Origin of the sequence: Aeribacillus sp. FSL k6-2211 (assembly GCF_037966125.1) — a bacterium.
Classification (GTDB): Bacteria; Bacillota; Bacilli; order Bacillales; family Aeribacillaceae; genus Aeribacillus; species Aeribacillus composti.
This window is the reverse complement of record NZ_CP150190.1, coordinates 2,688,765-2,709,542: the sequence shown is the minus strand read 5'-3', so window position 1 is coordinate 2,709,542 and position 20,778 is coordinate 2,688,765. Positions and strand designations below refer to the sequence as shown.

The window sequence follows — 20,778 nt, the reverse complement described above, 5'->3', positions numbered from 1 at the left end:
GTTCTTTAGCACAATATATTGTAATTTTTTCGTTGATAATATCATCTAAATGTGGTAACGTATATCAAGTACGATATTTTTAAGGGAGTTGTGAATATGACAGTGGCGCTGAATGAGAAAATGAAAATTGATGTGGAGAAGCTGAATAAAGATATCAGCCTTTTCCCGCAGGTGCATCCGATTACGGAAGATATGAAAATCACGCACAAAGGTGTTTCGCGCCTTGTAATGCTGGACAGGTATTCATTTAAAGACACTGAAAAAATTACGCTATCTGAAGGCGATTTTGTAGTGCTGACGATCAAGGAAGATCCAAAATTTCCTGCAAGAGGGCTAGGCTACATTAAAGAAATTGATTGGGAAAATAAAAAGGCAAAGGTTCAGGTCGAAGAAGAGTTTCGTCATACTCTTGAAAAGCCTGAAGAACGGGAGACGGGAATCATCGTTCGTTCTTTAGATGTCATCGAAAAACCGCTTGAAATTTTTTATGAACAAATTGCCAAAAGAAATGCAACAGGTCTTGCTGCTGTTGAAAAAACAGAAGAAAAAAGAAAAGAATGGTTTGAAAAATTTTATCAAGAGCTCGTCAATCTGCATTTTATTCCGGCTGGCCGGGTTCTTTACGGCGCAGGAGCAGGAACCGAAGTGACGTATTTTAACTGCTATGTCATGCCCTTTGTAAAAGATTCCCGTGAAGGGATCTCTGAACACCGCAAACAAGTAATGGAAATTATGAGCCGCGGAGGCGGTGTCGGCACGAACGGTTCAACATTGAGACCAAGAAACACATTAGCTCGTGGTGTAAACGGCAAATCATCAGGATCTGTGTCGTGGCTGGATGACATTGCAAAATTAACCCATCTTGTTGAACAAGGTGGCTCACGGCGAGGAGCCCAAATGATTATGCTGGCCGACTGGCATCCTGACATCATTGAATTTATCGTTTCCAAAATGCAAAACCCGCGCATTTTGCGCTACTTAATTGAAAATACAAATGATGAAGGAATTAAGAAGGCGGCTGAAGACAAGCTCAAATTTGTTCCTCTTACACAGCAAGAGCGCGACATGTATCAAGGAATTGTCAACTTTAAAAATGTTCCGGGCAAAGGAGGCTTTTCAGACGCTGTTATTAGAGAGGCGGAATTAAAGCTTCGAGTCGGAGGAACATATACTGTTCATAATCCGGAATTTTTAACAGGCGCTAACATTTCTGTCTGCTTGACGAAAGAGTTTATGGAAGCAGTGGAAGAAGATCGGGAGTATGAGCTTCGCTTCCCAGATGTGGAAAGCTACAATGATGAAGAAATGAAGATTTACAATGAAGAATGGCATAAAGTTGGCGATGTGCGCGAGTGGGAGAAAATGGGGCATCGCGTGCGCGTGTACCGCAAAATTCGCGCAAGAGAGCTTTGGAAGCTGATTAACATTTGTGCAACCTATTCAGCGGAGCCAGGTATTTTCTTCATTGACAATGCCAATGATATGACGAACGCAAGAGCATACGGTCAAAAGGTTGTTGCAACAAATCCGTGCGGTGAACAGCCTCTTGCACCATATTCCGTCTGCAACTTAGCAGCAGTAAACTTGGCGAAGATGGTCGACAAGGAAAAGAAAGCTGTTGACTATGAAAAGCTCAAACGAACTGTGGAAATCGGCGTCAGAATGCAAGATAATGTCATTGATGCTACGCCTTATTTTCTCGAAGAAAACAAAAAGCAAGCGCTGGGTGAACGGCGCATCGGCTTAGGCGTTATGGGTTTGGCGGACTTGCTTATCTACTGCGAAAAAGAATATGGAGCAGAGGACGGCAACAAGCTTGTTGATGAAGTGTTTAAGGTAATCGCAACGACCGCATACCGGGCATCAATAGAACTGGCAAAAGAAAAAGGCAGCTTCCCGTTCCTAGTCGGCGAAACGGAGGAAGAGACGCAAAAATTAAGACAAGCCTTCATTAATACAGGATATATGAAAAAAATGCCGGAAGATATTCGCGAAAACATTTTAAAATATGGTATTCGCAACTCGCATTTGCTGACGGTAGCACCGACAGGATCAACTGGCACTATGGTTGGCGTTTCTACAGGTCTTGAGCCATATTTCTCCTTCTCGTACTACCGAAGCGGGCGTCTTGGCAAATTTATTGAAGTAAAAGCGGATATCGTTCAAGAATATTTAAACGAACATCCGGAAGCTGATCCGAATCATTTACCGCATTGGTTTGTGTCAGCGATGGACTTGTCGCCTGAAGCTCATGCCGATGTGCAATGCATCATTCAACGATGGGTCGATTCAAGCCTTTCCAAAACAGTAAATGCGCCGAAAGGCTATACAGTTGATCAAGTGCAAAAAGTATATGAGCGCCTATGGAAGGGCGGAGCAAAAGGCGGAACTGTTTATGTAGACGGAAGCCGTGATACCCAAGTCCTGACATTAAAAGCGGAAGAAAATGTATTGAATGACGACATTCCGGAATCGACGAAAGAAAATGAAGGCAAAGTTGTGTTAATGAACACTGTTCAAGATTTGCGCTCAACTGATGTCACATATGGCAACGAAGTCGGCAATACATGTCCTGTTTGCCGGGAAGGAAAGGTTCAAGAAATCGGCGGCTGCAATACTTGTACAAAATGCGGTGCCCAATTGAAATGTGGATTATAATAAAGCGGCAGACTTGTTCTGCTGCTTTATTCTTGTGCGCCCGGCATGGGTGTAATCTATAGGGTGAAAGTCCCGAGCTGCGAAGGCAGAAGTAGCAGTTAGCTTAACGCAAGGGTGTCCGTGGTGACGCGGAATCTGAAGGAAGCGAGCGGCAAACTTCCGGTCTGAGGAACACGAACTTCATATGAGGCTAGGTATCACTGGGTGAGTTTGCAAGACAAAACAAAGCCCTTTCTGCCGAAGGTGATACAGAGTAAATGAAGCAGATGGATGGAAGGAAAGATTACACTCTTACCCGGGGAGGTCTGGCTGGCACGCCAAGTAACCTTGGTAACCTATCTAGTGATAGATAGCTGAACAGTCAGAAGTCAGCAGAGGTCATAGTATTAGTTGGTCTAGAACAACTAAGAAGGACCGAACAATTAAGAGAGAATAGCCCTTGGCATTCAGTGAGTCATGATGAACACAGAAAACGTAGTACCTCACTTGAGGGAGGAAGCGGTGAATCCCGTGGGAGATCTCTTGGAGGGTGGAGTGACCACTGGCATAAAGAGAACAGCTATTCACGGAAGTTATAAAGACTTGCGTCAATTATCTTAATTGAACCGCCGTATACGGAACCGTACGTACGGTGGTGTGAGAGGACGGGAGTTAATCGCTCCCTCCTACTCGATTTATTGAAAACAAACTTCTAAACATCGTTTTCCCTTCTTAAAATGTAGTAACGGAATAGTAAGGAGGGAATGCTTTGAAAATTGACGGTGTTTTTTCTGGTGGAGGGATCAAAGGCTTCGCTTTTATTGGAGCATACAAGGCCTTGGAGGAAAAAGGATTTGAATTCGCCAGGGTTGCTGGCACGAGCGCCGGTTCGATCATTGCCGCTCTCATTGCAGCCGGCTACAAAAGTGATGAAATCCTTTCTTTAATGGACAGCTTAGAGCTGCGAAAGTTTTTAGATAAAAGAAAAGGAATTATGTCATTTATGCTCATGAAATGGATCAGTGTTTATTGGCGGATGGGACTATATAAAGGACAATTTTTAGAAGAATGGATGGAAGAAAAATTAAAAGCAAAAGGAGTTTCAACATTTGCAGATTTGCCGAAAGGAAAGCTTCGTGTGATTGCCTCCGACCTTACGAACGGAAAAATTGTTGTATTGCCGGACGATTTAAGCAAATATGGAATCAATCCTAATAGATTTTCTGTTGCAAAGGCAGTCAGAATGAGCTCATGCCTCCCGTATTTTTTTGAACCTGTCAAACTATGGACGAAGGATGGCGTCAGTATTGTTGTCGATGGAGGAGTGCTCAGCAATTTCCCGATTTGGCTTTTTGATGGAAAAATAAAAAAAAGACCGATCCTCGGTTTTCAGCTTAGCGCGCATATAGAGGAAAGGCCAAAAAATGAAATAAAAAACGCTTTATCAATGTTTCATGCGTTATTTGAAACGATGAAGGAAGCGCACGATGCAAGGCATATTGCCACAAGGCATGAACGCAGCATCGTTTTTATTCCGGTTGAAAATATTTTAACGACGGAATTTAAAATTACGAATGAGAAGAAACAGGAATTAATTCAGCTCGGCAAAGAAAAAACGGAAACCTTTTTAAAAAAGTGGTCCTATTAGAAAAGAGCTCTATTTTTCTTTTTTCCTTTTTTACCTTCGATGACTGTCAAATGATTGTTTTCTCTCCGCCTTTTAGCAGAGATAGCCGTTTTGTTTTTTTTGTGGAGTACGTGCTTTTGAGCATAATGTATCTTTTTATCTTTAAATCTTTTTTTCGATCTTTTCGCAGCTTTTAAAAACTGTGAATACTCATTATTTGTACGTTTTTTCATCACTAAGCGATAAATGAGGATGATGATCCCGATGACAACCGCCCAAATAAACAATTTGAAAAAAGTCTTTGGATTGAAAAAGAGCATATAAATAAGCCCTAAACCTCCTAAAGTAGCGATAACGGCGAATACGGGATGGACGGGAAAACGGTTCATCTAAAGGCCACCTCCATCAGTCGTTTTCAAGAAAAAGAAAAGCTCTCGTTTATCAAATCAACCAATACGCTCCATTTTTTCCGTCTCTTCTTCCAATAAAAGCAGCTTTTGAAAGCTTGCAATCGCTACTTCCACTTGATCGTCTGTAGGTTCTTTTGTCGTCAGCAGCTGAAGCCATAGTCCTGGATAACCAAGATATTTTAAAACAGGCTTATGCCGCAGCTTATTTGTAAACTGCAATACTTCAAATGAAATGCCGAGAACAACCGGTATAAGAGCGATTCGGTCAACAACGCGAAGCCAAAGCGGGTCTGTCGGAACGAGCAGATACACAAATACTCCAACAATAACCGTAAACAAAATGAAACTGGAACCGCATCGATAATGAAGTCTTGATTGTTTTTGTACATTTTCAACAGTTAAAGCGAGCCCGTTTTCATAGGCGTTAATCACTTTATGCTCAGCCCCATGGTATTGAAAAACACGCTTTACTAAAGGAGTCATCGAGATGAAATAAATATAAGCAAGCAACAGCAAAAGCTTAAAAAAGCCTTCGAGCAAAATTTGCCCCACATCCGATGAGATGATCGGCCTGAACCATTCTGCGATAAACACTGGAATTAAAGTAAAGATAAATTTGCCAAGCAAAAATGACAGCACTCCGACAGCAGCAGCTCCTAAAATGAGTGAAAGCTTCGACTCTTTTTTTTCTTCTGACAATAATTTTTCATCATCGGCTGGATCAACATCGTATCGATCTGAAGAATAGCTTAAATGCTTGGAGCCGTTTGCGCTTGCTTCAATAATGGCGGCAATTCCGCGAATAAAAGGAATTTTTTTGAAGCGGGATAATATAGGATGTTTTTTTCGCGGCAATTGAAAAAAATCAATTGAATTGTCTTTTCTCCTGATCGCTGTGACGAAATGATGCTTCCCTCCAAACATAACTCCTTCAATTACCGCTTGCCCGCCATACATAGTCTTTTCGTTTTTCATGACGCACCAACCTGCCTATCTATATAATAAAAAAGCTATTGAAAAGTTTTATTTATTACTATTCTACAAAAAATTAGATGAAACCTCTAGGTTGGATGTGTCTTTTTTCCAATAGGGCGGCGTGAAAAACTTTATCATTATTTAGTATGAATGAAATAAATTTTTTTATACAAAAAATAAACTTTTCATGAAAAATTCATCAAGAAAAGAAAAGTGGACATATTAAAAAAGGGAGGTGGACGGATGCTTAACAGCGAAAAAAAGAATTCTACTGGTAAGGAAAAGAAAAAAGAACCATTCCGATCCTTTTTTCTGAAAATTGTTGTCATTGGTTTTACTGGCGGAGTATTATGGAGTTTGATAGGATATTTAGCGTATGTGTTGAACTTTACGAAAATCGGGCCAAATCGAGCTCTCATGTTATTTGCCTTTGATAATTGGAAGAACGGAGTCGCTGGGCATTTTGCGGGAGCTGCCTTCATAGGCATCATTTCTATACTTACTGCATTTTTATATTATGTTCTGTTCAAAAAAGTTCGGTCAATATGGGGAGGCATTGTTTTCGGAGTCGCGCTGTGGGCCGTTGTTTTTTGCTGGCTGGGACCGGCTTTTCTAAAAATCGATCCGCTCGGTCGGCTTGGTACAAATACCATTGTCACCTCCATCTGCTTGTATGTGCTGTTTGGCGTTTTTGTCGGGTATTCCATTTCCTACGAATATGGGGAGCGTCAATCATAAACTAAATGATGAGAGATCAAGAATCTTATGGTAGAATGTTCATAATACTGGACATTCTTTTTTAATACATGATAGAAAGGTGTAATCGATGGAGAGAATACTTGTGATCAATGGCCCGAATTTAAATTATTTAGGCGTGAGGGAGCCGCATATTTACGGAAAAAAAACATTGGCAGATTTGGAAAATGAATTGAAATCTCTCGGTGAAAAAAAACAAGTTCAATTTTCTTTTTTTCAATCGAATCATGAAGGAGAGATTATCGATAAGCTTTATGAAGCCGATCAACAATTTGATGGAGTGATTTTAAATCCAGGAGCTTTTACTCATTACAGCTATGCGATACGGGATGCAATTGCCAGCATTTCAAAACCGGTAATTGAAGTCCATATCTCCAATACAAATCAACGGGAACCGTTCCGGCATCATTCTGTCACAGCGCCGGTGACACAAGGGCAAATAATTGGCTTAGGGTTTTACGGCTATCAATTGGCAGCTTTATCTTTACTACATTTGATCAGGGAGGAAACACATGAAGCTTGAAAAAGTTCGTTCACAAATGGAACAGTTAAATATTGACGGCATGCTCATTACAAACGAATATAACCGCCGCTATTTGACGGGATTTACAGGTACGGCCGGGGTCGCACTGGTGGCAAAAGAGGATGCATGCTTTATTACCGATTTCCGGTATGTAGAACAGTCAAAAAAACAAGTAAAGCATTTTAGAATCGTGCAGCATTCAGGATCGATTTTTGAAGAAGTCGCTACGCAGGCGAAGAAAATGGGGATCAAAACGCTCGGGTTTGAGCAGGATCATCTTTCTTATTCAACATACACATCGTACAAGGATGTTTTAAAAGGGATTGAATTCGTTCCTGTCTCAAATATTGTGGAAAAGTTGCGCTTGATAAAGACTGATGAAGAGATTAAGATATTAAAGGAAGCCGCTGAAATCGTTGATGCTGCCTTTACACACATTTTACATATGATCCGTCCAGGTGTGAGAGAGATTGAACTAGCGAATGAGCTCGAATTTTTTATGCGAAAAAAAGGAGCAGCTTCCTCATCTTTCGATACGATTGTCGCGTCAGGTTATCGGTCAGCCCTTCCCCATGGTGTAGCAAGTGAAAAACCAATTGAAAAGGGAGAGCTTGTAACGTTTGACTTTGGCGCCTATTATAAAGGATACTGTTCAGATATGACGCGGACAATTGCTGTTGGAGATCCTGGAGATGAAATGAAAGAAATTTATAACATCGTGCTTGAAGCGCAAAAGAAAGGCGTGCGCGAAATCAAGTCTGGAATGACTGGAAGGGAAGCGGATGCTGTCACACGTACCTACATTGAGGATAAAGGATACGGGGAATATTTCGGTCATTCAACTGGACATGGAATCGGACTTGAAATCCATGAAGGACCGACACTGTCCGCTCGCTCTGATACCGTTCTTCAGCCAGGCATGGTGGTCACGGTTGAACCCGGTATATACCTTCCAGGAAAAGGCGGGGTAAGAATTGAGGATGATATTTTGATCACTGAGCACGGAAATGAAGTGTTGACTCATTCGAAGAAAGAGCTCATCATTCTCTAGCGAGTGCCCCAATCAATGTTGTTAAAGAAAATGTAATAGGAGGACCAAATATGATTTCTGTAAATGATTTTCGTACAGGTTTAACGATTGAAGTCGATGGGGGGATTTGGCGCGTTCTTGAATTCCAGCATGTAAAGCCTGGTAAAGGGGCGGCGTTCGTTCGTTCAAAATTGCGCAACCTTCGGACAGGTGCCATCCAAGAAAAAACGTTTCGGGCTGGCGAAAAAGTAGCACGTGCTCAAATTGACACCCGGAAAATGCAATATTTGTATGCAAATGGCGATCAGCACGTTTTCATGGACACAGAATCGTATGAACAAATTGAGCTTACTTCAAAACAAATTGAATATGAGTTGAAGTTTTTGAAAGAAAATATGGAAGTATACATCATGATGTATCAAGGCGAAACAATCGGAATTGAGCTTCCGAACACGGTTGAATTAACTGTTACGGAAACAGAACCTGGCATTAAAGGGGACACTGCATCAGGCGGCTCTAAACCGGCTACGCTTGAAACAGGGCTTGTCGTGCAAGTGCCGTTTTTCGTTAATGAAGGGGACATTATTATCGTCAATACTTCTGACGGTTCTTATGTTTCCCGTGCGTAATTATTCTTAAAAAATAATGAAAAAAGTCAAAGAAAACGAAAAGACCCGCAGAATTCATAACTGATTTCTGTGGGTTATTTTTTTTGAAAAGAAAGTTATAGCTATTTTCGCAATCGTTTATAAAAGACCAGAATACACAAGCTTTCCAACCTGGCCTTTTTTTGAACAGGATTCAATTACAGCTTGTCCACCTTTAATGATCCATCCACGCTTTTTTCTTTTTCCTCAATTCACTGAAAACGGCAAAAGGTATAACAATATAAATAAAAGCCGCAAGAAGCCATACAAGTCCATCATAAATTTGAACCAACATTCAATCACCACCCCCTAACTCCATTATAACTGTTAAAATCAGAAAATTCTATCAAATTCTATTGAAATGATAAATGCAAAAAAAAGGAATAAGAGAAACGGTAGTCATAAAGTGGCCAAGCTTGCATACATTGAAAATAAATAAGGTATTAAAGGGGGAAGGAAGATTGAAAGAAATCATCTCAATTTTTCCCGAAACAATTGCAAATGAATTAAAGCAGCTTCCTTCTTCTTTTTTTGAACAGATGGAAGAAATTCGCATACGTTTGTACAAGCCGATTGAAATCATCGCATTCGGCAAACCGCACTTTCTTCACTACGAGGCGACAAAAGAAGACGGGATGATGATTTTAAACAAGATCAGCCAATATTCGATTTACACACTGGAGGAAGAATTAAAGAGAGGTTTTATTACGATTGGAGGAGGGCACCGGATCGGCCTTGCTGGAAAAGTGATTACAGAAAACGGCAATGTCAAAGCCATACGGCACGTTACATCTTTTAATATCCGGATAGCAAGGGAGAAAATAGGCCTGGCTGAGCAATATATTCCTTATGTATATGAAAAAAAATGGTTAAATACGCTTGTTTTTGGACCTCCCCAATCAGGAAAAACGACGCTGCTGCGCGATTTTGCCCGGATCATAAGTACTGGGGTTAAAACGATCCCGCCTCAAAAGGTCGGCATTGTGGATGAAAGATCAGAAATAGCCGGCAGTGTAAAAGGAATTCCGCAATTTACTTTTGGTCTTCGCATTGATGTATTGGACGGATGCCCGAAAGCAGAAGGGATGATGATGTTGATCCGTTCGATGAGCCCTGACATCATTATTGCTGATGAAATAGGGCGTAAGGAAGATACCGATGCATTAATGGAAGCTGTGAACAGCGGTGTTCAGCTGTTTGTGAGCGCTCATGGCGAATGCTTTGAAGATTTGCTGCACCGTCCGACTTTAAGAGAACTTATTCAATTAGGCATTTTTGACCGATACATGGAATTGGAGAAAAAAGGTACTCCAGGGATGGTTTCCCGTATATTTGGAAAAAAAGAAAAAGAGATTGTGTATAAAGCAGGTGTGAAATAGCGATGAAATTGCTAGGGTCTTTATTCATCTTATTAGCAACAACATGGATTGGGTTTGATTCGGCTAAACGATTGACAGAGCGGACAAGACAATTGCGGCAATTAAAGGTTTCTTTGCAAAGCTTGGAAGCTGAGATCATGTACGGCCACACACCATTGCAGGATGCATCGCTTCATATTGCCAAACAGTCAGCCCCTCCGCTTTCTAATCTATTTACATTATTTTCTGAGAAATTATCGCAAGGCGACATGGATGTGAAAAGCGCATGGGAAAGCAGTCTGCTTGAAATATGGCCTTATACATCGCTGAAGGAAGGGGAATTGGAAGTTTTAAAGCAATTTGGAGAAACATTGGGGCAGCATGATTTAATCAGCCAGCAAAAGCATATTAAATTGACAATGGCTCATTTGGAAAAAGAAGAAAAAGAAGCGCTGTTTAATCAAGAGCATTACGGAAAAATGACGAAAAGCTTAGGATTTTTAGCGGGATTGCTCATTATCATTCTTTTGATGTAGCGATATAAGCTGGGAGGAGAAAGGGACATGGGTGTTGACGTCAACACAATTTTCCAAATCGCAGGAATCGGAATTATCGTTGCGTTTCTTCATACCATTTTAGATCAAATGGGGAAGAAAGAGTACGCCCAATGGGTTACATTGTTGGGATTTATTTACATACTTTTTATGGTTGCTTCCATTGTCAACGATTTGTTCCAAAAAATTAAAGCGGTTTTTCTTTTTCAAGGATAGGAGGTTTTGGAGATTGAAATTTTTCAAATTGTCGGGCTAGGATTGATTGCAACTTTGCTCGCTCTTGTCATAAAAGAACAAAAGCCGACCTTTGCCTTTCTATTAATCGTCTTTACCGGTGTCTCCATTTTTCTTTTTTTAGTGGATCAAATTTATGAATTGATTCGAATGGTCGAAAGAATTGCGAATGAAGCAAGCATTGATTTGATTTATGTCGAAACCATTTTAAAAATCATCGGAATTGCCTATATTGCTGAATTTGGTGCGCAAATTACGAAAGATGCCGGACAAGGCTCCATTGCATCCAAAATTGAATTGGCAGGGAAAATTTTAATCTTATCTATGGCAATTCCGATCATGACGGTGATTATACAAACGATGATTAAGCTTCTCCCAAATATATAAGTTTAAGGGGGTGATGGGGATTCAGTCATCATTTTTTCGCGGCATCCTTTTTTTGGCGTTTTTTGCTTTCGCTGTGCCAAACATGGTACAAGCCTCTCAAGAGCAAAATTCATCGGCAGATCCTCCAAAAGAAGAAGCGATTCAACAAGAATATATGGCAGAACAAATGGACGAACTTGGGATTGAGGAAATTAAAAATTTTTGGAATGACATTATGACGACATACGGAGGACTTCTTCCGGAAAGCCAGAAGGGAAGTTTGATGGATTTTATTAAAGGTGAAAAACAATTTTCTATAAAAGAGTGGGCCGTTGGCATTTTGAAATTTCTTTTACATGAAATCTTGGCAAACGGAAAGCTTCTTGGAACCATTATTATTTTAACGATATTTAGCGTTCTTCTCCAGCATTTACAAAACGCTTTTGAAGAAAAAAATGTAAGCAAAGTTGCTTACTCCATTGTTTATATGGTGCTTGTCATTTTAGCTTTAAACAGTTTTCACGTAGCCATTTCCTATGCAACGAATGCGATTAAAGGGATGACAAGCTTTCTTCTAGCCTTAATTCCGATGTTAATAGCTTTAATGGCGTCATCTGGAGGAGTTGCTTCGGCTGCATTTTTTCACCCCATTACCATTTTCTTGATGAACGGAAGCGGTTTGTTGATTGAAAAAATTGTTCTCCCTCTGCTGTTTTTGTCTTCTTTGTTATTTTTAATCAGCACGATGACGGATCAATATAAAGTTACTCAGCTTGCTCAGCTGTTCAGAAGCATTAGCATCTGGCTTTTAGGCATTTTCTTAACCATTTTTTTAGGAGTGATTTCTGTCCAGGGGGCGACGGCAGCTGTGACAGACGGGATCGCCTTGCGGACGACAAAGTTTATAACGGGAAACTTTATACCTGTGCTTGGAAAAATGTTTACGGAAGCGGCTGATACGCTCTTCAGCGCATCGATGCTGTTAAAAAACACAATTGGCGTCATTGGTGTTGCCATTCTCTTTTTGATCACCATTTTTCCGGCAATGAAAGTACTGGCGATTGCCTTCATCTATAAATTTGCTGCTGCCGTTTTGCAGCCTTTAGGGCCGGGAGAGATTATCTCCTGTTTAGACATCATCTCCAAGAGCATCATCTATATACTAGCGGCACTGATCCTTGTATCGTTCATGTTTTTTTTAAGCATTACAGTTATTATCGCAGCGAGCAATGTCACCATGATGGTTCGATAGGAGTGGTGGTATATGTCATTCATCACCGAATGGGTCACTAATATCATATTATTTATTTTTATTGCCATTATTTTAGATATGCTGCTGCCGAGATCCGCAATGCAAAAATATGTAAAAGTCGTTGTTAGTTTATTATTAGTGTCTGTCATTCTTACGCCGATTTTAAAAATATTTTCCTATGATTTTCCGAACTTGTTATCCGAGGAGCTGCTGAACTCGGAAGCAAAAGAAGATTCAATAAAAAAATCAATAGAATTTAAGAAAAATGAAATACAAGCTAACAACCGTGCATATATTTTAGAACAAATGGCTGTCCAAATGAAAAATTTAGCGGAAGAGGAGCTGGTAGAAAACTATGGTTTAAAGGTTCAAAAAATTCATCTTTCGGTTGATGAAACAAAAGAGAAGATTGAATCAGAAAACGATTTAAAGCAAGTTACAGTTTTCGTGGAAGAAAAAGATCTTCCCCACACGGTTGAAACGGTTAAACCGGTTGAAATCAACATGAACGAAGAAGACAAAAAAATGCTCGCAAATGAAAACGAAATAATTGCCCAGCTTGCAGAAACATGGGGAGTATCGAAAGAAAAAATTTCGATTGAAATGGAAGGAGGCGGCCTAAGTGAATGATAGGAAAAATTTTTTGCAGCGACTAGCCTCTCTTCTTCCCGGACGAGATATGCTCAAAAAATCAGCCACCTATCCATTCATGCTTATACTTTTGACGCTTGGAATCGCTTTTATGCTGATCGGCAGTTTTTTATCCGGCGAAAGCAAAACAGTAGAAACGATAAACACCGCTGCAGAAGAAGAGGATGTTGAGCCCGCATTTAAACAAACAACAAGTGAAAAAGGAACAATTGAACGTTATGAACAGCAGTATGCAAATGAGCTAAAAGGAGCGCTTCAGTCCATTTCAGGCGTAGGTGAGGTAGAAGTTATTGTCAATGTTGACTCTTCATCTGAAAGTGTGTTGGAAAAAAATCGCTCGATTCAAAACCAAACGACAGATGAGACGGACCGTGAAGGCGGAAAGCGGCAGGTGGAAGATAAATCTGTTGAAGAACAAGTGGTAATCATTCGAAAAGGGGATCAAGAATCACCCATCGTTGTAAAAACCGAAAAGCCGAAAATACGCGGAGTGTTAGTAGTAGCAAAAGGTGCTGAAAACGTTCAAATAAAAAAAATGATCACCGATGCAGTTACAAGGGTGCTTGATGTCGATAGTCATAGAGTAGCCGTATTGCCAAAAAAGTAAAGGAGGATGCTTGACATGTTAAAAAAACAAACTGTTTGGTTATTAACCATGTTAAGTTTAGTTGTTGTGCTGTCCGTTTATTACATTACATCTCCTGAAGGAGGATCTTCCCCTGATGTGGTGTTGACGGATACAGAGACGAATTCGAATGAAAAAGAAAGCGGAAATGACAATAATAAAGAACAAACAGAGCAACAAAAAACTGATGCGAAGCAGCAAGAAAAAGAACAATCGAGCAAGCAGTCCAGCTCAGAAGATGGATCGGTAGTCTCCACAATAACGGACAATGATTTATTTACTGCGCTGAGAATGGAAGTGGAAGATGAAAGAAGTGAACGCAAGCAGGAGCTGGAGACAATTATTGGGTCCAATGATGTCTCATCTGAGGAAAAAAACAATGCATATGAGGAGATGCGCGAATTATCCAAGCTGTCAGAGAAAGAGAAGGTATTAGAAACACTTATCAAAACAAAAGGCTACGAAGATGCATTAGTTCGCGCTGATGGAGACAAGGTGAGAATTACCGTAAAAGCGAAAGAACACTCCCCGCAGCAAGCAAACGAACTGATTCAATTGGTGAAGGATGAAATCCAGTCCATGCAGGATGTTGCCGTAACATTTGAAATAGCAAAGTAACATGACTCCCCGAGAAAAATCGGGGATTTTTTCATGTGAAGAAAAAGCTGCTTTGAATTGTTTGCTCATATTTTTAATAGTTATTGAATTTTAGCAAAAAGTTATCGTATCATAAATGATAGTTACTTTTAATACTTGATGATAATATCTAGCAAATTGGAATTCATTTTAAGGAGTGTTTTTTCATGTTAAATTTTAAGGAAATAAAGGAAATCATCAAATTGATCGATGATTCATCCATTGATGAATTTACATATGAAAGCGAAGGGGCAAAGGTCCAATTAAAAAAAACTGCGGCTCGCGCTAATCAGCATGTTGTCTATAACAATGCTTCTGAAATTCAAGCTTTGCCAAAGCAGCCAGCTGCTGAATCTTTAGAACAGCCGAAAAAAGAGGTGCATTTGCCGAAAGAAGAAAGCGAGCAGGAAACAGAAAATTTACATAAAATTACTTCGCCGATGGTCGGCACATTTTATGCTGCTCCAAACCCAGATGCAGATCCTTATGTTACAATAGGATCAAAAGTAAAAGAGAATACCGTTGTTTGCATTGTAGAGGCAATGAAATTATTTAATGAGATTGAAGCGGAAGTAAAAGGCGAAATTGTCGACATTTTAGTTGAGAACGGTCAGCTTGTTGAATACGGACAACCATTATTCCTTGTAAAACCAGAGTGAGGGAAAGAAAATGTTTAAAAAATTGCTGATAGCAAACAGAGGAGAAATTGCAGTAAGAATCATACGCGCCTGCAAGGAATTAGGGATCGAAACAGTCGCCATATATTCTGAGGCGGATAAAGACTCCTTGCATGTTCAGCTTGCAGATGAAGCGTATTGCATAGGACCGACTGCATCTAAAGACAGCTATTTAAACTTTACGAACATCGTGAGTGTAGCGACGCTGACTGGATCAGAAGCCATTCATCCAGGCTACGGATTTTTGGCAGAAAACGCTGATTTCGCCGAGCTTTGCAATGATTGCAACATTGTTTTTGTAGGCCCTAGTCCAGAAGCAATCACAAAAATGGGAAAAAAAGATGTTGCTAGGGAAACAATGCGGCAGGCGGGTGTTCCGATTGTGCCTGGGTCAAAAGGGATCATTAAAAGCGAAGAGGAAGCAGTTGAGATCGCAAATCAAATCGGTTATCCAGTCATTATTAAAGCAGCCGCCGGAGGCGGAGGAAAAGGAATACGTGTTGCGAATGACGAAGAAAGCTTGCGGAAAGGGATCCAAATTACTCAGCAGGAAGCGCAAACAGCATTTGGAAACCCAGGCGTTTACATTGAAAAATGTATTGAAGATTTCCGCCATGTTGAAATCCAAATTCTTGCCGATCACCATGGAAACGTCGTTCATTTAGGTGAAAGGGACTGCAGCATTCAAAGGCGCTTACAAAAGCTGGTGGAAGAAACTCCTTCTCCTGCACTATCTGATAAAATGCGACATAAAATGGGGGAAGCGGCTGTAAAAGCAGCCAAAGCGGTGCGTTATTCCGGTGCAGGTACAGTGGAATTCATTTTTGATTATAAAAATGAGCAATTTTATTTCATGGAAATGAATACCCGCATTCAAGTTGAGCATCCTGTTACTGAAATGGTCACAGGCATTGACCTGATCAAAGAGCAGATCAAGATTGCAGCAAACGAACCACTAAGCTTTGAACAGAAAGACATTACATTTAACGGCTGGGCGATCGAATGTAGAATTAACGCAGAAAACCCGGAAAAGAATTTTATGCCTTCAGCTGGTAAAATCGAAATGTACCTGCCTCCGGGCGGACCGGGTGTCCGCATTGATTCTGCCTGCTACCCTGGCTATTCCATTCCGCCATATTATGATTCAATGGTCGCAAAGCTGATTACACACGGAGCGACAAGGGAAGAAGCGATAGCCAAAATGAAAAGAGCTTTAAGTGAATTTGTTATAGAAGGAGTGCATACAACCATACCTTTCCACCTGAAATTAATGGATCATGAAAAATTTATCAGCGGGGAGTTCAACACTAGATTTCTTGAAAATTATAAAATCATGTCATAATTTTGGAGGTGTACTATTTGAAAGATACAGGATTGGAAATGAATCATGAAGCAAGCTTTGGAAAAGTGGAAATCGCTCCGGAAGTCATTGAAGTCATCGCCGGAATTGCCGCATCTGAAATAGAAGGGGTAGCCCAAATGCGCGGCAATTTCGCTTCAGGAGTCGCTGAACGCTTTGGCAAAAAAAATCATGGTAAAGGCGTAAAAGTAGACTTAGGTGAAGAAGGCATTGTCATTGATGTATATTGTGTCATGAATTTCGGGGTTTCCATTCCGGCTGTTGCACAGAAAGTACAAGAAAACATTCGTCAAACGCTTTTAACGATGACGGCGCTTGAAATCAACGAAATCAACATTCATGTAGTGGGCATTCAGTTTGAAACGAAGACGGAAGAGCCTGAAATTCAAGAGGAAATGTAAAGGCGGAGGATATCCTCCCCTTTTTTGTTTAAAATAAAGAATAATAAGAAAGATTCTGAAATTTCTTTTCGGATGAACTTTCATATGTGATACAAGAGACAGTTATGATATGATTCATATATGACATTTCGACATAGTTTGAAAAAAGGAGCAAAAAGATGAAACGGAGAACAGCTAGGAAAAAGGCATTGCAGGCACTGTTTCAAATTGACTTGGCTGAAGCGCTTCCTGAGGAAGCCATCAATCATGTTTTGGACGGTAATGAACATGATCCATTTTTAAATAAGCTTGTACTCGGAACGGTTGAACATCAAAACGAAATTGACGAATTGATAAAAAGGAATTTAACCAATTGGAAATTGGAAAGATTGGCTAACATTGACCGTGCCATTTTGCGTTTAGCTGTATATGAGATGAAATATGAACCGGATATTCCGTTCAATGTAACAATTGATGAAGCGATTGAACTTGCTAAAATGTTCGGAGATGTTCAGTCGAGCAAATTTGTAAATGGTGTCCTCTCAAGTATAAAAGAAGAGTTAGAAAAAAAAGCTTAGGAGGAAAAAGATGGTGGCGACGATTATTGACGGAAAAGAATTGGCAAAAGAAATGCGAAGCGAGTTAAAAAAAGAAGTGGAACAATTAAAGGAAAAAGGGGTAACTCCCGGCCTTGCCATTATTTTAGTTGGAAATAATCCTGCTTCCCTTTCTTACATTAAGGGGAAGCAAAAAGCTTCGGAGGAAATCGGTGTTTCTTTTAAGCTGGAACATTTGGAGGAGTCGATTTCACAAGAAGAACTGCTTGAAGTGATAGAAAAATATAATCAGGACGATCGTTATGACGGAATTCTTGTTCAGCTTCCGTTACCTGACCATATTGATGAAACAGCAGTCATTGAAAAAATTTCTCCAGAAAAAGATGTGGATGGCTTTCATCCGATTAATGTTGGACGCATGATGACGGGACAGGATGCGTTTTTGCCGTGCACACCGGCCGGAATTGTTGAAATGATCAAATCTGCAAATATCGAAATTGCCGGAAAGCATGTTGTCGTTGTTGGCAGAAGCAATATTGTCGGAAAACCGGTCGGACAATTGCTTCTAAACGAAAATGCAACGGTTACATATTGCCATTCGAAAACGAAAAATTTGCGGGAGCATACGATCCAAGGAGATATTTTAATCGTTGCTGTCGGGCGTCCTCATTTCATAGGTGCTGATCATATTAAAGAAGGTGCAGTCGTAATAGATGTTGGCGTCAATAGACTTGAGAACGGAAAACTTGTAGGCGATGTAAAATTTGATGAGGCAAAAGAAAAAGCAAGCACCATTACTCCTGTTCCCGGCGGAGTAGGTCCAATGACGATTACGATGCTGGTTTATAATACGGTTAAATCCGCAAAGAAGCGGGTACGTCCATAAACTTGCTTTAAAGGAGTTGTTCATGAGTAACAAAAAATTTGTAACCGTTTCGGCGTTAACAAAATACCTTAAGCGAAAATTTGATGTTGATCCACATTTGCGCGATATTTGGGTAAAAGGCGAATTATCAAACGTAAAAATTCATGACAGCGGACATATTTATTTTACGTTAAAGGACGAGCATGCCAGAATACAGGCGGTTATGTTTTCAAGTTTTAACCGTTCTCTTCCATTTCGGCCAGAGGACGGGATGAACGTATTGGTACGCGGTGAAATTACCATTTACCAGCCCGGAGGAATATACCAAATTTATGCAAAGGAAATGGAGCCTGATGGAGTAGGGGGGCTTTATCTTGCATTCGAGCAGCTGAAAAAAAAATTGGAGCAAGAAGGGCTGTTCGATGTCAAGCATAAAAAAACGATTCCTGCCTTTCCAAAGACGATCGGTGTGATCACATCGCCGACAGGTGCAGCCGTCAGGGATATCATCACAACGATCAAACGAAGATACCCTGTGGCAAAAGTGGTGGTTATTCCCGCAATTGTTCAAGGTGTACAAGCGGGAAAATCGATTGTGAATAAAATACAGCTTGCCAACTCCCTCGGTTATTTCGATGTCCTCATTGTTGGAAGAGGAGGCGGATCGATTGAAGAGTTGTGGGCTTTCAATGAAGAGATGGTGGCAAGGGAAATTTTTAAATCAAAAATACCCGTTATATCTGCTGTAGGCCATGAAACAGATTATACAATCGCAGATTTTGTCGCCGATCTTCGGGCGCCGACTCCAACCGGAGCAGCAGAGCTGGCTGTTCCTAATATAACGGATTTAATCGAAAAGATCCGAGAACGGAACATTAGAATGACGAACGCTTTAAAGGAACGGATCAAAAAGGAAAAGCTCAAGCTTTTCCGCTTAACCAACTCATATGCATTCAAATATCCGAAAAAGCTTTATATGCAAAAAGAACAGGAGCTGGACATTTTATTCGAACGGTTTAAAAAAGCAGGAAAACGTTACTTAAACGATCAAACGAACCGATACTTGTTATTGACGAATCGTCTTAAAAACGAACTTCCATATGACCAAATTGAGCGGGCGAAGACAAGAATGAAGGATCTGGACAAAAAAATGCTGCGCGAGATGACAGCTTTATTTCAACAGAAGCTGAATCGCTTTCAAGCATTAGCTTCTAAACTTGATGCGCTCAGCCCATTAAAGATTATGGAACGTGGATACAGCCTTGTGTATAAACAAGATAAGCTGGTAAAGAGCGTAAAACAAACGGCTGAAGGGGATTTTATTCAAATTAAATTGCAGGACGGGACCATCCATTGTGAAGTATCTGAAATTGAGGAGAGAAGATCATGAATGATCAAAAAGAATTAACGTTTGAAGAAGCGATGAAAGAGCTGGAAGCAATTGTTTTAAAATTAGAAGACGGAGATGTTCCATTAGAACAGGCGATCCAATATTTTCAAGAAGGAATGAAGCTTTCAAAGCTTTGCCATGAAAAATTAACGCAAGCTGAAAAGCAATTGGATTTTATTCTTGATGAAGATGGAACGATCAAACCTTTCCAAGCACAGGAGGAAGAACAAAAGTGATGTCTTTTCCGGAATACTTAAAAACGCGCAAAGCTGCCATTGATTCCGTTCTTCCCACATATATTGAAAGATTAAATGCCCCGAAAATTATTAAAGAATCGATGCTTTATTCCTTAAATGCCGGCGGGAAACGTCTGCGCCCTATGCTCTTGCTTGCCGTTCTCCATTCGTATGGAAAAGAAGAGAAAATTGGCTACCCGGTCGCATGTGCGGTGGAATTGATTCATACGTATTCGCTCATTCATGATGACCTTCCATGCATGGACAATGATGATTTTAGAAGAGGAAAGCCGACCAATCATAAAGTATATGGAGAAGCCATAGCCGTGCTGGCAGGTGACGGATTACTGACTGAAAGCTTTCGGCTGATTGCTGATGCTGAAGAGCTTTCAGATCGCGTAAAATTGACGCTCATTTCAGAGCTTTCAAAGGCGGCTGGTGCAGAAGGAATGGTTGGCGGACAAGTTGCCGACATGGAAGGAGAAAACAAACAATTAACTTTAAAACAGCTTGAATATATTCATGAGCATAAAACAGCAAAGCTTCTGGCTTTCAGTATTATTGCAGGTGCCATCATTGCTGAGGCGTCGATTGAAGAAATAAATAAATTAAAGGAATTCGCATACCATATAGGCATTGCCTTCCAAATTAAAGATGACATATTAGATGTTGAAGGAGACGAAGAAAAGATCGGAAAGCCTGTTGGTTCCGATGAAGAGAATAAAAAAACAACGTATTTGTCCGTACTGTCTTTGGAAGGCGCAAAGGAAAAATTGTCGGAGCATATTGAAACATCAAAGGCTATTTTGCAAACATGTTCCATAAACAATGAGCTTCTATTATCGTTTTGTGATTTAATTGGGGAGCGCGAACATTAAACGATGAAAATTCGGTGCACCTCCAACGGGTCGACAAAATGTGAGGAACGGGATTCGCATTTGAATGTGTGCATTCTCCAACAAGTTGAGGAAAACACTCCTATATGATATAATTCTGTCAGAAAACATGATGGAGTGGTGCAGTATTCTAGTC

24 protein-coding genes are annotated in these 20,778 nt (G+C 40.4%); 22 read left to right on the top strand and 2 right to left on the bottom strand.

Annotation, left to right across the window (positions count from 1 at the left end; all coding sequences use genetic code 11):
- Positions 1-96: 96 nt before the first annotated feature.
- Positions 97-2,658, top strand: coding sequence for a vitamin B12-dependent ribonucleotide reductase (locus NSU19_RS13055; protein ID WP_063388108.1), 2,562 nt, complete (start codon positions 97-99; stop codon positions 2,656-2,658).
- 748 nt (positions 2,659-3,406) lie between these two features.
- Positions 3,407-4,285, top strand: coding sequence for a patatin-like phospholipase family protein (locus NSU19_RS13050; RefSeq protein WP_063388109.1), 879 nt, complete (start codon positions 3,407-3,409; stop codon positions 4,283-4,285).
- Here NSU19_RS13050 and NSU19_RS13045 read toward each other — a convergent pair.
- Complete coding sequence (locus tag NSU19_RS13045) at positions 4,282-4,653, bottom strand: SA1362 family protein (protein ID WP_066247602.1); 372 nt, start codon at positions 4,651-4,653, stop codon at positions 4,282-4,284. The genes NSU19_RS13050 and NSU19_RS13045 overlap by 4 nt on opposite strands.
- 57 nt (positions 4,654-4,710) lie before the next feature.
- Positions 4,711-5,649, bottom strand: a complete 939-nt coding sequence (locus NSU19_RS13040; protein WP_066247604.1) for a DUF1385 domain-containing protein — start codon at positions 5,647-5,649, stop codon at positions 4,711-4,713.
- A gap of 243 nt (positions 5,650-5,892) precedes the next feature.
- On the opposite strand from NSU19_RS13040, the gene NSU19_RS13035 reads away from it, so the two are divergent.
- The 20 genes from NSU19_RS13035 to NSU19_RS12940 all read left to right on the top strand — a co-directional run bounded on the left by NSU19_RS13035 (position 5,893) and on the right by NSU19_RS12940 (position 20,624).
- Positions 5,893-6,387: a YqhR family membrane protein gene (locus NSU19_RS13035; protein WP_063388112.1), complete on the top strand. Its 495-nt coding sequence runs from the start codon at positions 5,893-5,895 to the stop codon at positions 6,385-6,387.
- 88 nt (positions 6,388-6,475) lie between these two features.
- Positions 6,476-6,928 (top strand): type II 3-dehydroquinate dehydratase, encoded by a 453-nt coding sequence (gene aroQ / locus NSU19_RS13030; RefSeq protein ID WP_063388113.1) that lies wholly within the window; start codon positions 6,476-6,478, stop codon positions 6,926-6,928.
- Positions 6,918-7,979 carry a Xaa-Pro peptidase family protein gene (locus NSU19_RS13025; protein ID WP_339196823.1) on the top strand — a complete coding sequence of 354 codons (1,062 nt, stop codon included), beginning with the start codon at positions 6,918-6,920 and terminating at the stop codon, positions 7,977-7,979. Before aroQ ends, NSU19_RS13025 begins: the two co-directional genes overlap by 11 nt.
- Before the next feature lie 50 nt (positions 7,980-8,029).
- Positions 8,030-8,587: an elongation factor P gene (gene efp / locus NSU19_RS13020; protein WP_339196821.1), complete on the top strand. Its 558-nt coding sequence runs from the start codon at positions 8,030-8,032 to the stop codon at positions 8,585-8,587.
- 479 nt (positions 8,588-9,066) lie between these two features.
- Positions 9,067-9,984, top strand: coding sequence for a stage III sporulation protein AA (gene spoIIIAA, locus NSU19_RS13015; protein WP_339196819.1), 918 nt, complete (start codon positions 9,067-9,069; stop codon positions 9,982-9,984).
- Between the two features lie 2 nt (positions 9,985-9,986).
- Entirely contained in the window at positions 9,987-10,499 is a 513-nt protein-coding gene (gene spoIIIAB, locus NSU19_RS13010) for a stage III sporulation protein SpoIIIAB (protein ID WP_339196817.1), read from the top strand.
- Positions 10,500-10,526: 27 nt separating this feature from the next.
- Entirely contained in the window at positions 10,527-10,733 is a 207-nt protein-coding gene (gene spoIIIAC / locus NSU19_RS13005) for a stage III sporulation protein AC (protein ID WP_063388118.1), read from the top strand.
- A 6-nt stretch (positions 10,734-10,739) separates the two neighbouring features.
- Positions 10,740-11,138, top strand: a complete 399-nt coding sequence (spoIIIAD, locus tag NSU19_RS13000; RefSeq protein ID WP_094246193.1) for a stage III sporulation protein AD — start codon at positions 10,740-10,742, stop codon at positions 11,136-11,138.
- Between the two features lie 82 nt (positions 11,139-11,220).
- Entirely contained in the window at positions 11,221-12,369 is a 1,149-nt protein-coding gene (gene spoIIIAE / locus NSU19_RS12995; RefSeq protein ID WP_339200026.1) for a stage III sporulation protein AE, read from the top strand.
- 12 nt (positions 12,370-12,381) lie between these two features.
- Positions 12,382-12,999 carry a stage III sporulation protein AF gene (gene spoIIIAF, locus NSU19_RS12990; RefSeq protein WP_063388120.1) on the top strand — a complete coding sequence of 206 codons (618 nt, stop codon included), beginning with the start codon at positions 12,382-12,384 and terminating at the stop codon, positions 12,997-12,999.
- Positions 12,992-13,627, top strand: coding sequence for a stage III sporulation protein AG (spoIIIAG, locus tag NSU19_RS12985; RefSeq protein ID WP_235600445.1), 636 nt, complete (start codon positions 12,992-12,994; stop codon positions 13,625-13,627). The genes spoIIIAF and spoIIIAG overlap by 8 nt, the downstream gene beginning before the upstream one ends.
- Before the next feature lie 15 nt (positions 13,628-13,642).
- Positions 13,643-14,263: a SpoIIIAH-like family protein gene (locus NSU19_RS12980; protein WP_094246190.1), complete on the top strand. Its 621-nt coding sequence runs from the start codon at positions 13,643-13,645 to the stop codon at positions 14,261-14,263.
- Between the two features lie 185 nt (positions 14,264-14,448).
- A complete protein-coding gene (gene accB / locus NSU19_RS12975; RefSeq protein ID WP_094246189.1) occupies positions 14,449-14,940 on the top strand; it encodes an acetyl-CoA carboxylase biotin carboxyl carrier protein in 492 nt (163 codons plus the stop codon).
- Between the two features lie 10 nt (positions 14,941-14,950).
- Complete coding sequence (gene accC / locus NSU19_RS12970) at positions 14,951-16,300, top strand: acetyl-CoA carboxylase biotin carboxylase subunit (RefSeq protein WP_063388123.1); 1,350 nt, start codon at positions 14,951-14,953, stop codon at positions 16,298-16,300.
- 17 nt (positions 16,301-16,317) lie between these two features.
- Positions 16,318-16,719, top strand: coding sequence for an Asp23/Gls24 family envelope stress response protein (locus NSU19_RS12965; protein ID WP_063388124.1), 402 nt, complete (start codon positions 16,318-16,320; stop codon positions 16,717-16,719).
- Between the two features lie 158 nt (positions 16,720-16,877).
- The gene (nusB, locus tag NSU19_RS12960) at positions 16,878-17,276 is read left to right on the top strand and encodes a transcription antitermination factor NusB (protein WP_063388125.1); all 399 of its coding nucleotides are present in this window, start codon (positions 16,878-16,880) and stop codon (positions 17,274-17,276) included.
- Between the two features lie 10 nt (positions 17,277-17,286).
- Positions 17,287-18,141 carry a bifunctional methylenetetrahydrofolate dehydrogenase/methenyltetrahydrofolate cyclohydrolase FolD gene (folD, locus tag NSU19_RS12955; RefSeq protein ID WP_339196811.1) on the top strand — a complete coding sequence of 285 codons (855 nt, stop codon included), beginning with the start codon at positions 17,287-17,289 and terminating at the stop codon, positions 18,139-18,141.
- Positions 18,142-18,163: 22 nt separating this feature from the next.
- Positions 18,164-19,510 carry an exodeoxyribonuclease VII large subunit gene (gene xseA / locus NSU19_RS12950; RefSeq protein WP_339196808.1) on the top strand — a complete coding sequence of 449 codons (1,347 nt, stop codon included), beginning with the start codon at positions 18,164-18,166 and terminating at the stop codon, positions 19,508-19,510.
- Positions 19,507-19,746: an exodeoxyribonuclease VII small subunit gene (locus NSU19_RS12945; protein WP_063388128.1), complete on the top strand. Its 240-nt coding sequence runs from the start codon at positions 19,507-19,509 to the stop codon at positions 19,744-19,746. Before xseA ends, NSU19_RS12945 begins: the two co-directional genes overlap by 4 nt.
- Positions 19,746-20,624, top strand: coding sequence for a polyprenyl synthetase family protein (locus tag NSU19_RS12940; protein WP_063388129.1), 879 nt, complete (start codon positions 19,746-19,748; stop codon positions 20,622-20,624). The genes NSU19_RS12945 and NSU19_RS12940 overlap by 1 nt, the downstream gene beginning before the upstream one ends.
- The last annotated feature ends 154 nt before the right edge of the window (positions 20,625-20,778 follow it).

Bases quoted from the DNA above. Each gene is read 5' to 3' on its own strand.
- accB (WP_094246189.1), top strand. From the start codon at position 14,449: ATGTTAAATTTTAAGGAAATAAAGGAAATCATCAAATTGATCGATGAT.
- NSU19_RS13040 (WP_066247604.1), bottom strand. From the start codon at position 5,649: ATGAAAAACGAAAAGACTATGTATGGCGGGCAAGCGGTAATTGAAGGA.
- NSU19_RS12940 (WP_063388129.1), top strand. From the start codon at position 19,746: ATGTCTTTTCCGGAATACTTAAAAACGCGCAAAGCTGCCATTGATTCC.
- NSU19_RS13035 (WP_063388112.1), top strand. From the start codon at position 5,893: ATGCTTAACAGCGAAAAAAAGAATTCTACTGGTAAGGAAAAGAAAAAA.
- aroQ (WP_063388113.1), top strand. From the start codon at position 6,476: ATGGAGAGAATACTTGTGATCAATGGCCCGAATTTAAATTATTTAGGC.
- efp (WP_339196821.1), top strand. From the start codon at position 8,030: ATGATTTCTGTAAATGATTTTCGTACAGGTTTAACGATTGAAGTCGAT.
- spoIIIAF (WP_063388120.1), top strand. From the start codon at position 12,382: ATGTCATTCATCACCGAATGGGTCACTAATATCATATTATTTATTTTT.
- accC (WP_063388123.1), top strand. From the start codon at position 14,951: ATGTTTAAAAAATTGCTGATAGCAAACAGAGGAGAAATTGCAGTAAGA.
- NSU19_RS12980 (WP_094246190.1), top strand. From the start codon at position 13,643: ATGTTAAAAAAACAAACTGTTTGGTTATTAACCATGTTAAGTTTAGTT.
- NSU19_RS12945 (WP_063388128.1), top strand. From the start codon at position 19,507: ATGAATGATCAAAAAGAATTAACGTTTGAAGAAGCGATGAAAGAGCTG.
- NSU19_RS13045 (WP_066247602.1), bottom strand. From the start codon at position 4,653: ATGAACCGTTTTCCCGTCCATCCCGTATTCGCCGTTATCGCTACTTTA.
- NSU19_RS13055 (WP_063388108.1), top strand. From the start codon at position 97: ATGACAGTGGCGCTGAATGAGAAAATGAAAATTGATGTGGAGAAGCTG.
- spoIIIAC (WP_063388118.1), top strand. From the start codon at position 10,527: ATGGGTGTTGACGTCAACACAATTTTCCAAATCGCAGGAATCGGAATT.
- xseA (WP_339196808.1), top strand. From the start codon at position 18,164: ATGAGTAACAAAAAATTTGTAACCGTTTCGGCGTTAACAAAATACCTT.
- spoIIIAE (WP_339200026.1), top strand. From the start codon at position 11,221: ATGGTACAAGCCTCTCAAGAGCAAAATTCATCGGCAGATCCTCCAAAA.
- folD (WP_339196811.1), top strand. From the start codon at position 17,287: ATGGTGGCGACGATTATTGACGGAAAAGAATTGGCAAAAGAAATGCGA.
- nusB (WP_063388125.1), top strand. From the start codon at position 16,878: ATGAAACGGAGAACAGCTAGGAAAAAGGCATTGCAGGCACTGTTTCAA.
- NSU19_RS13025 (WP_339196823.1), top strand. From the start codon at position 6,918: ATGAAGCTTGAAAAAGTTCGTTCACAAATGGAACAGTTAAATATTGAC.
- spoIIIAB (WP_339196817.1), top strand. From the start codon at position 9,987: ATGAAATTGCTAGGGTCTTTATTCATCTTATTAGCAACAACATGGATT.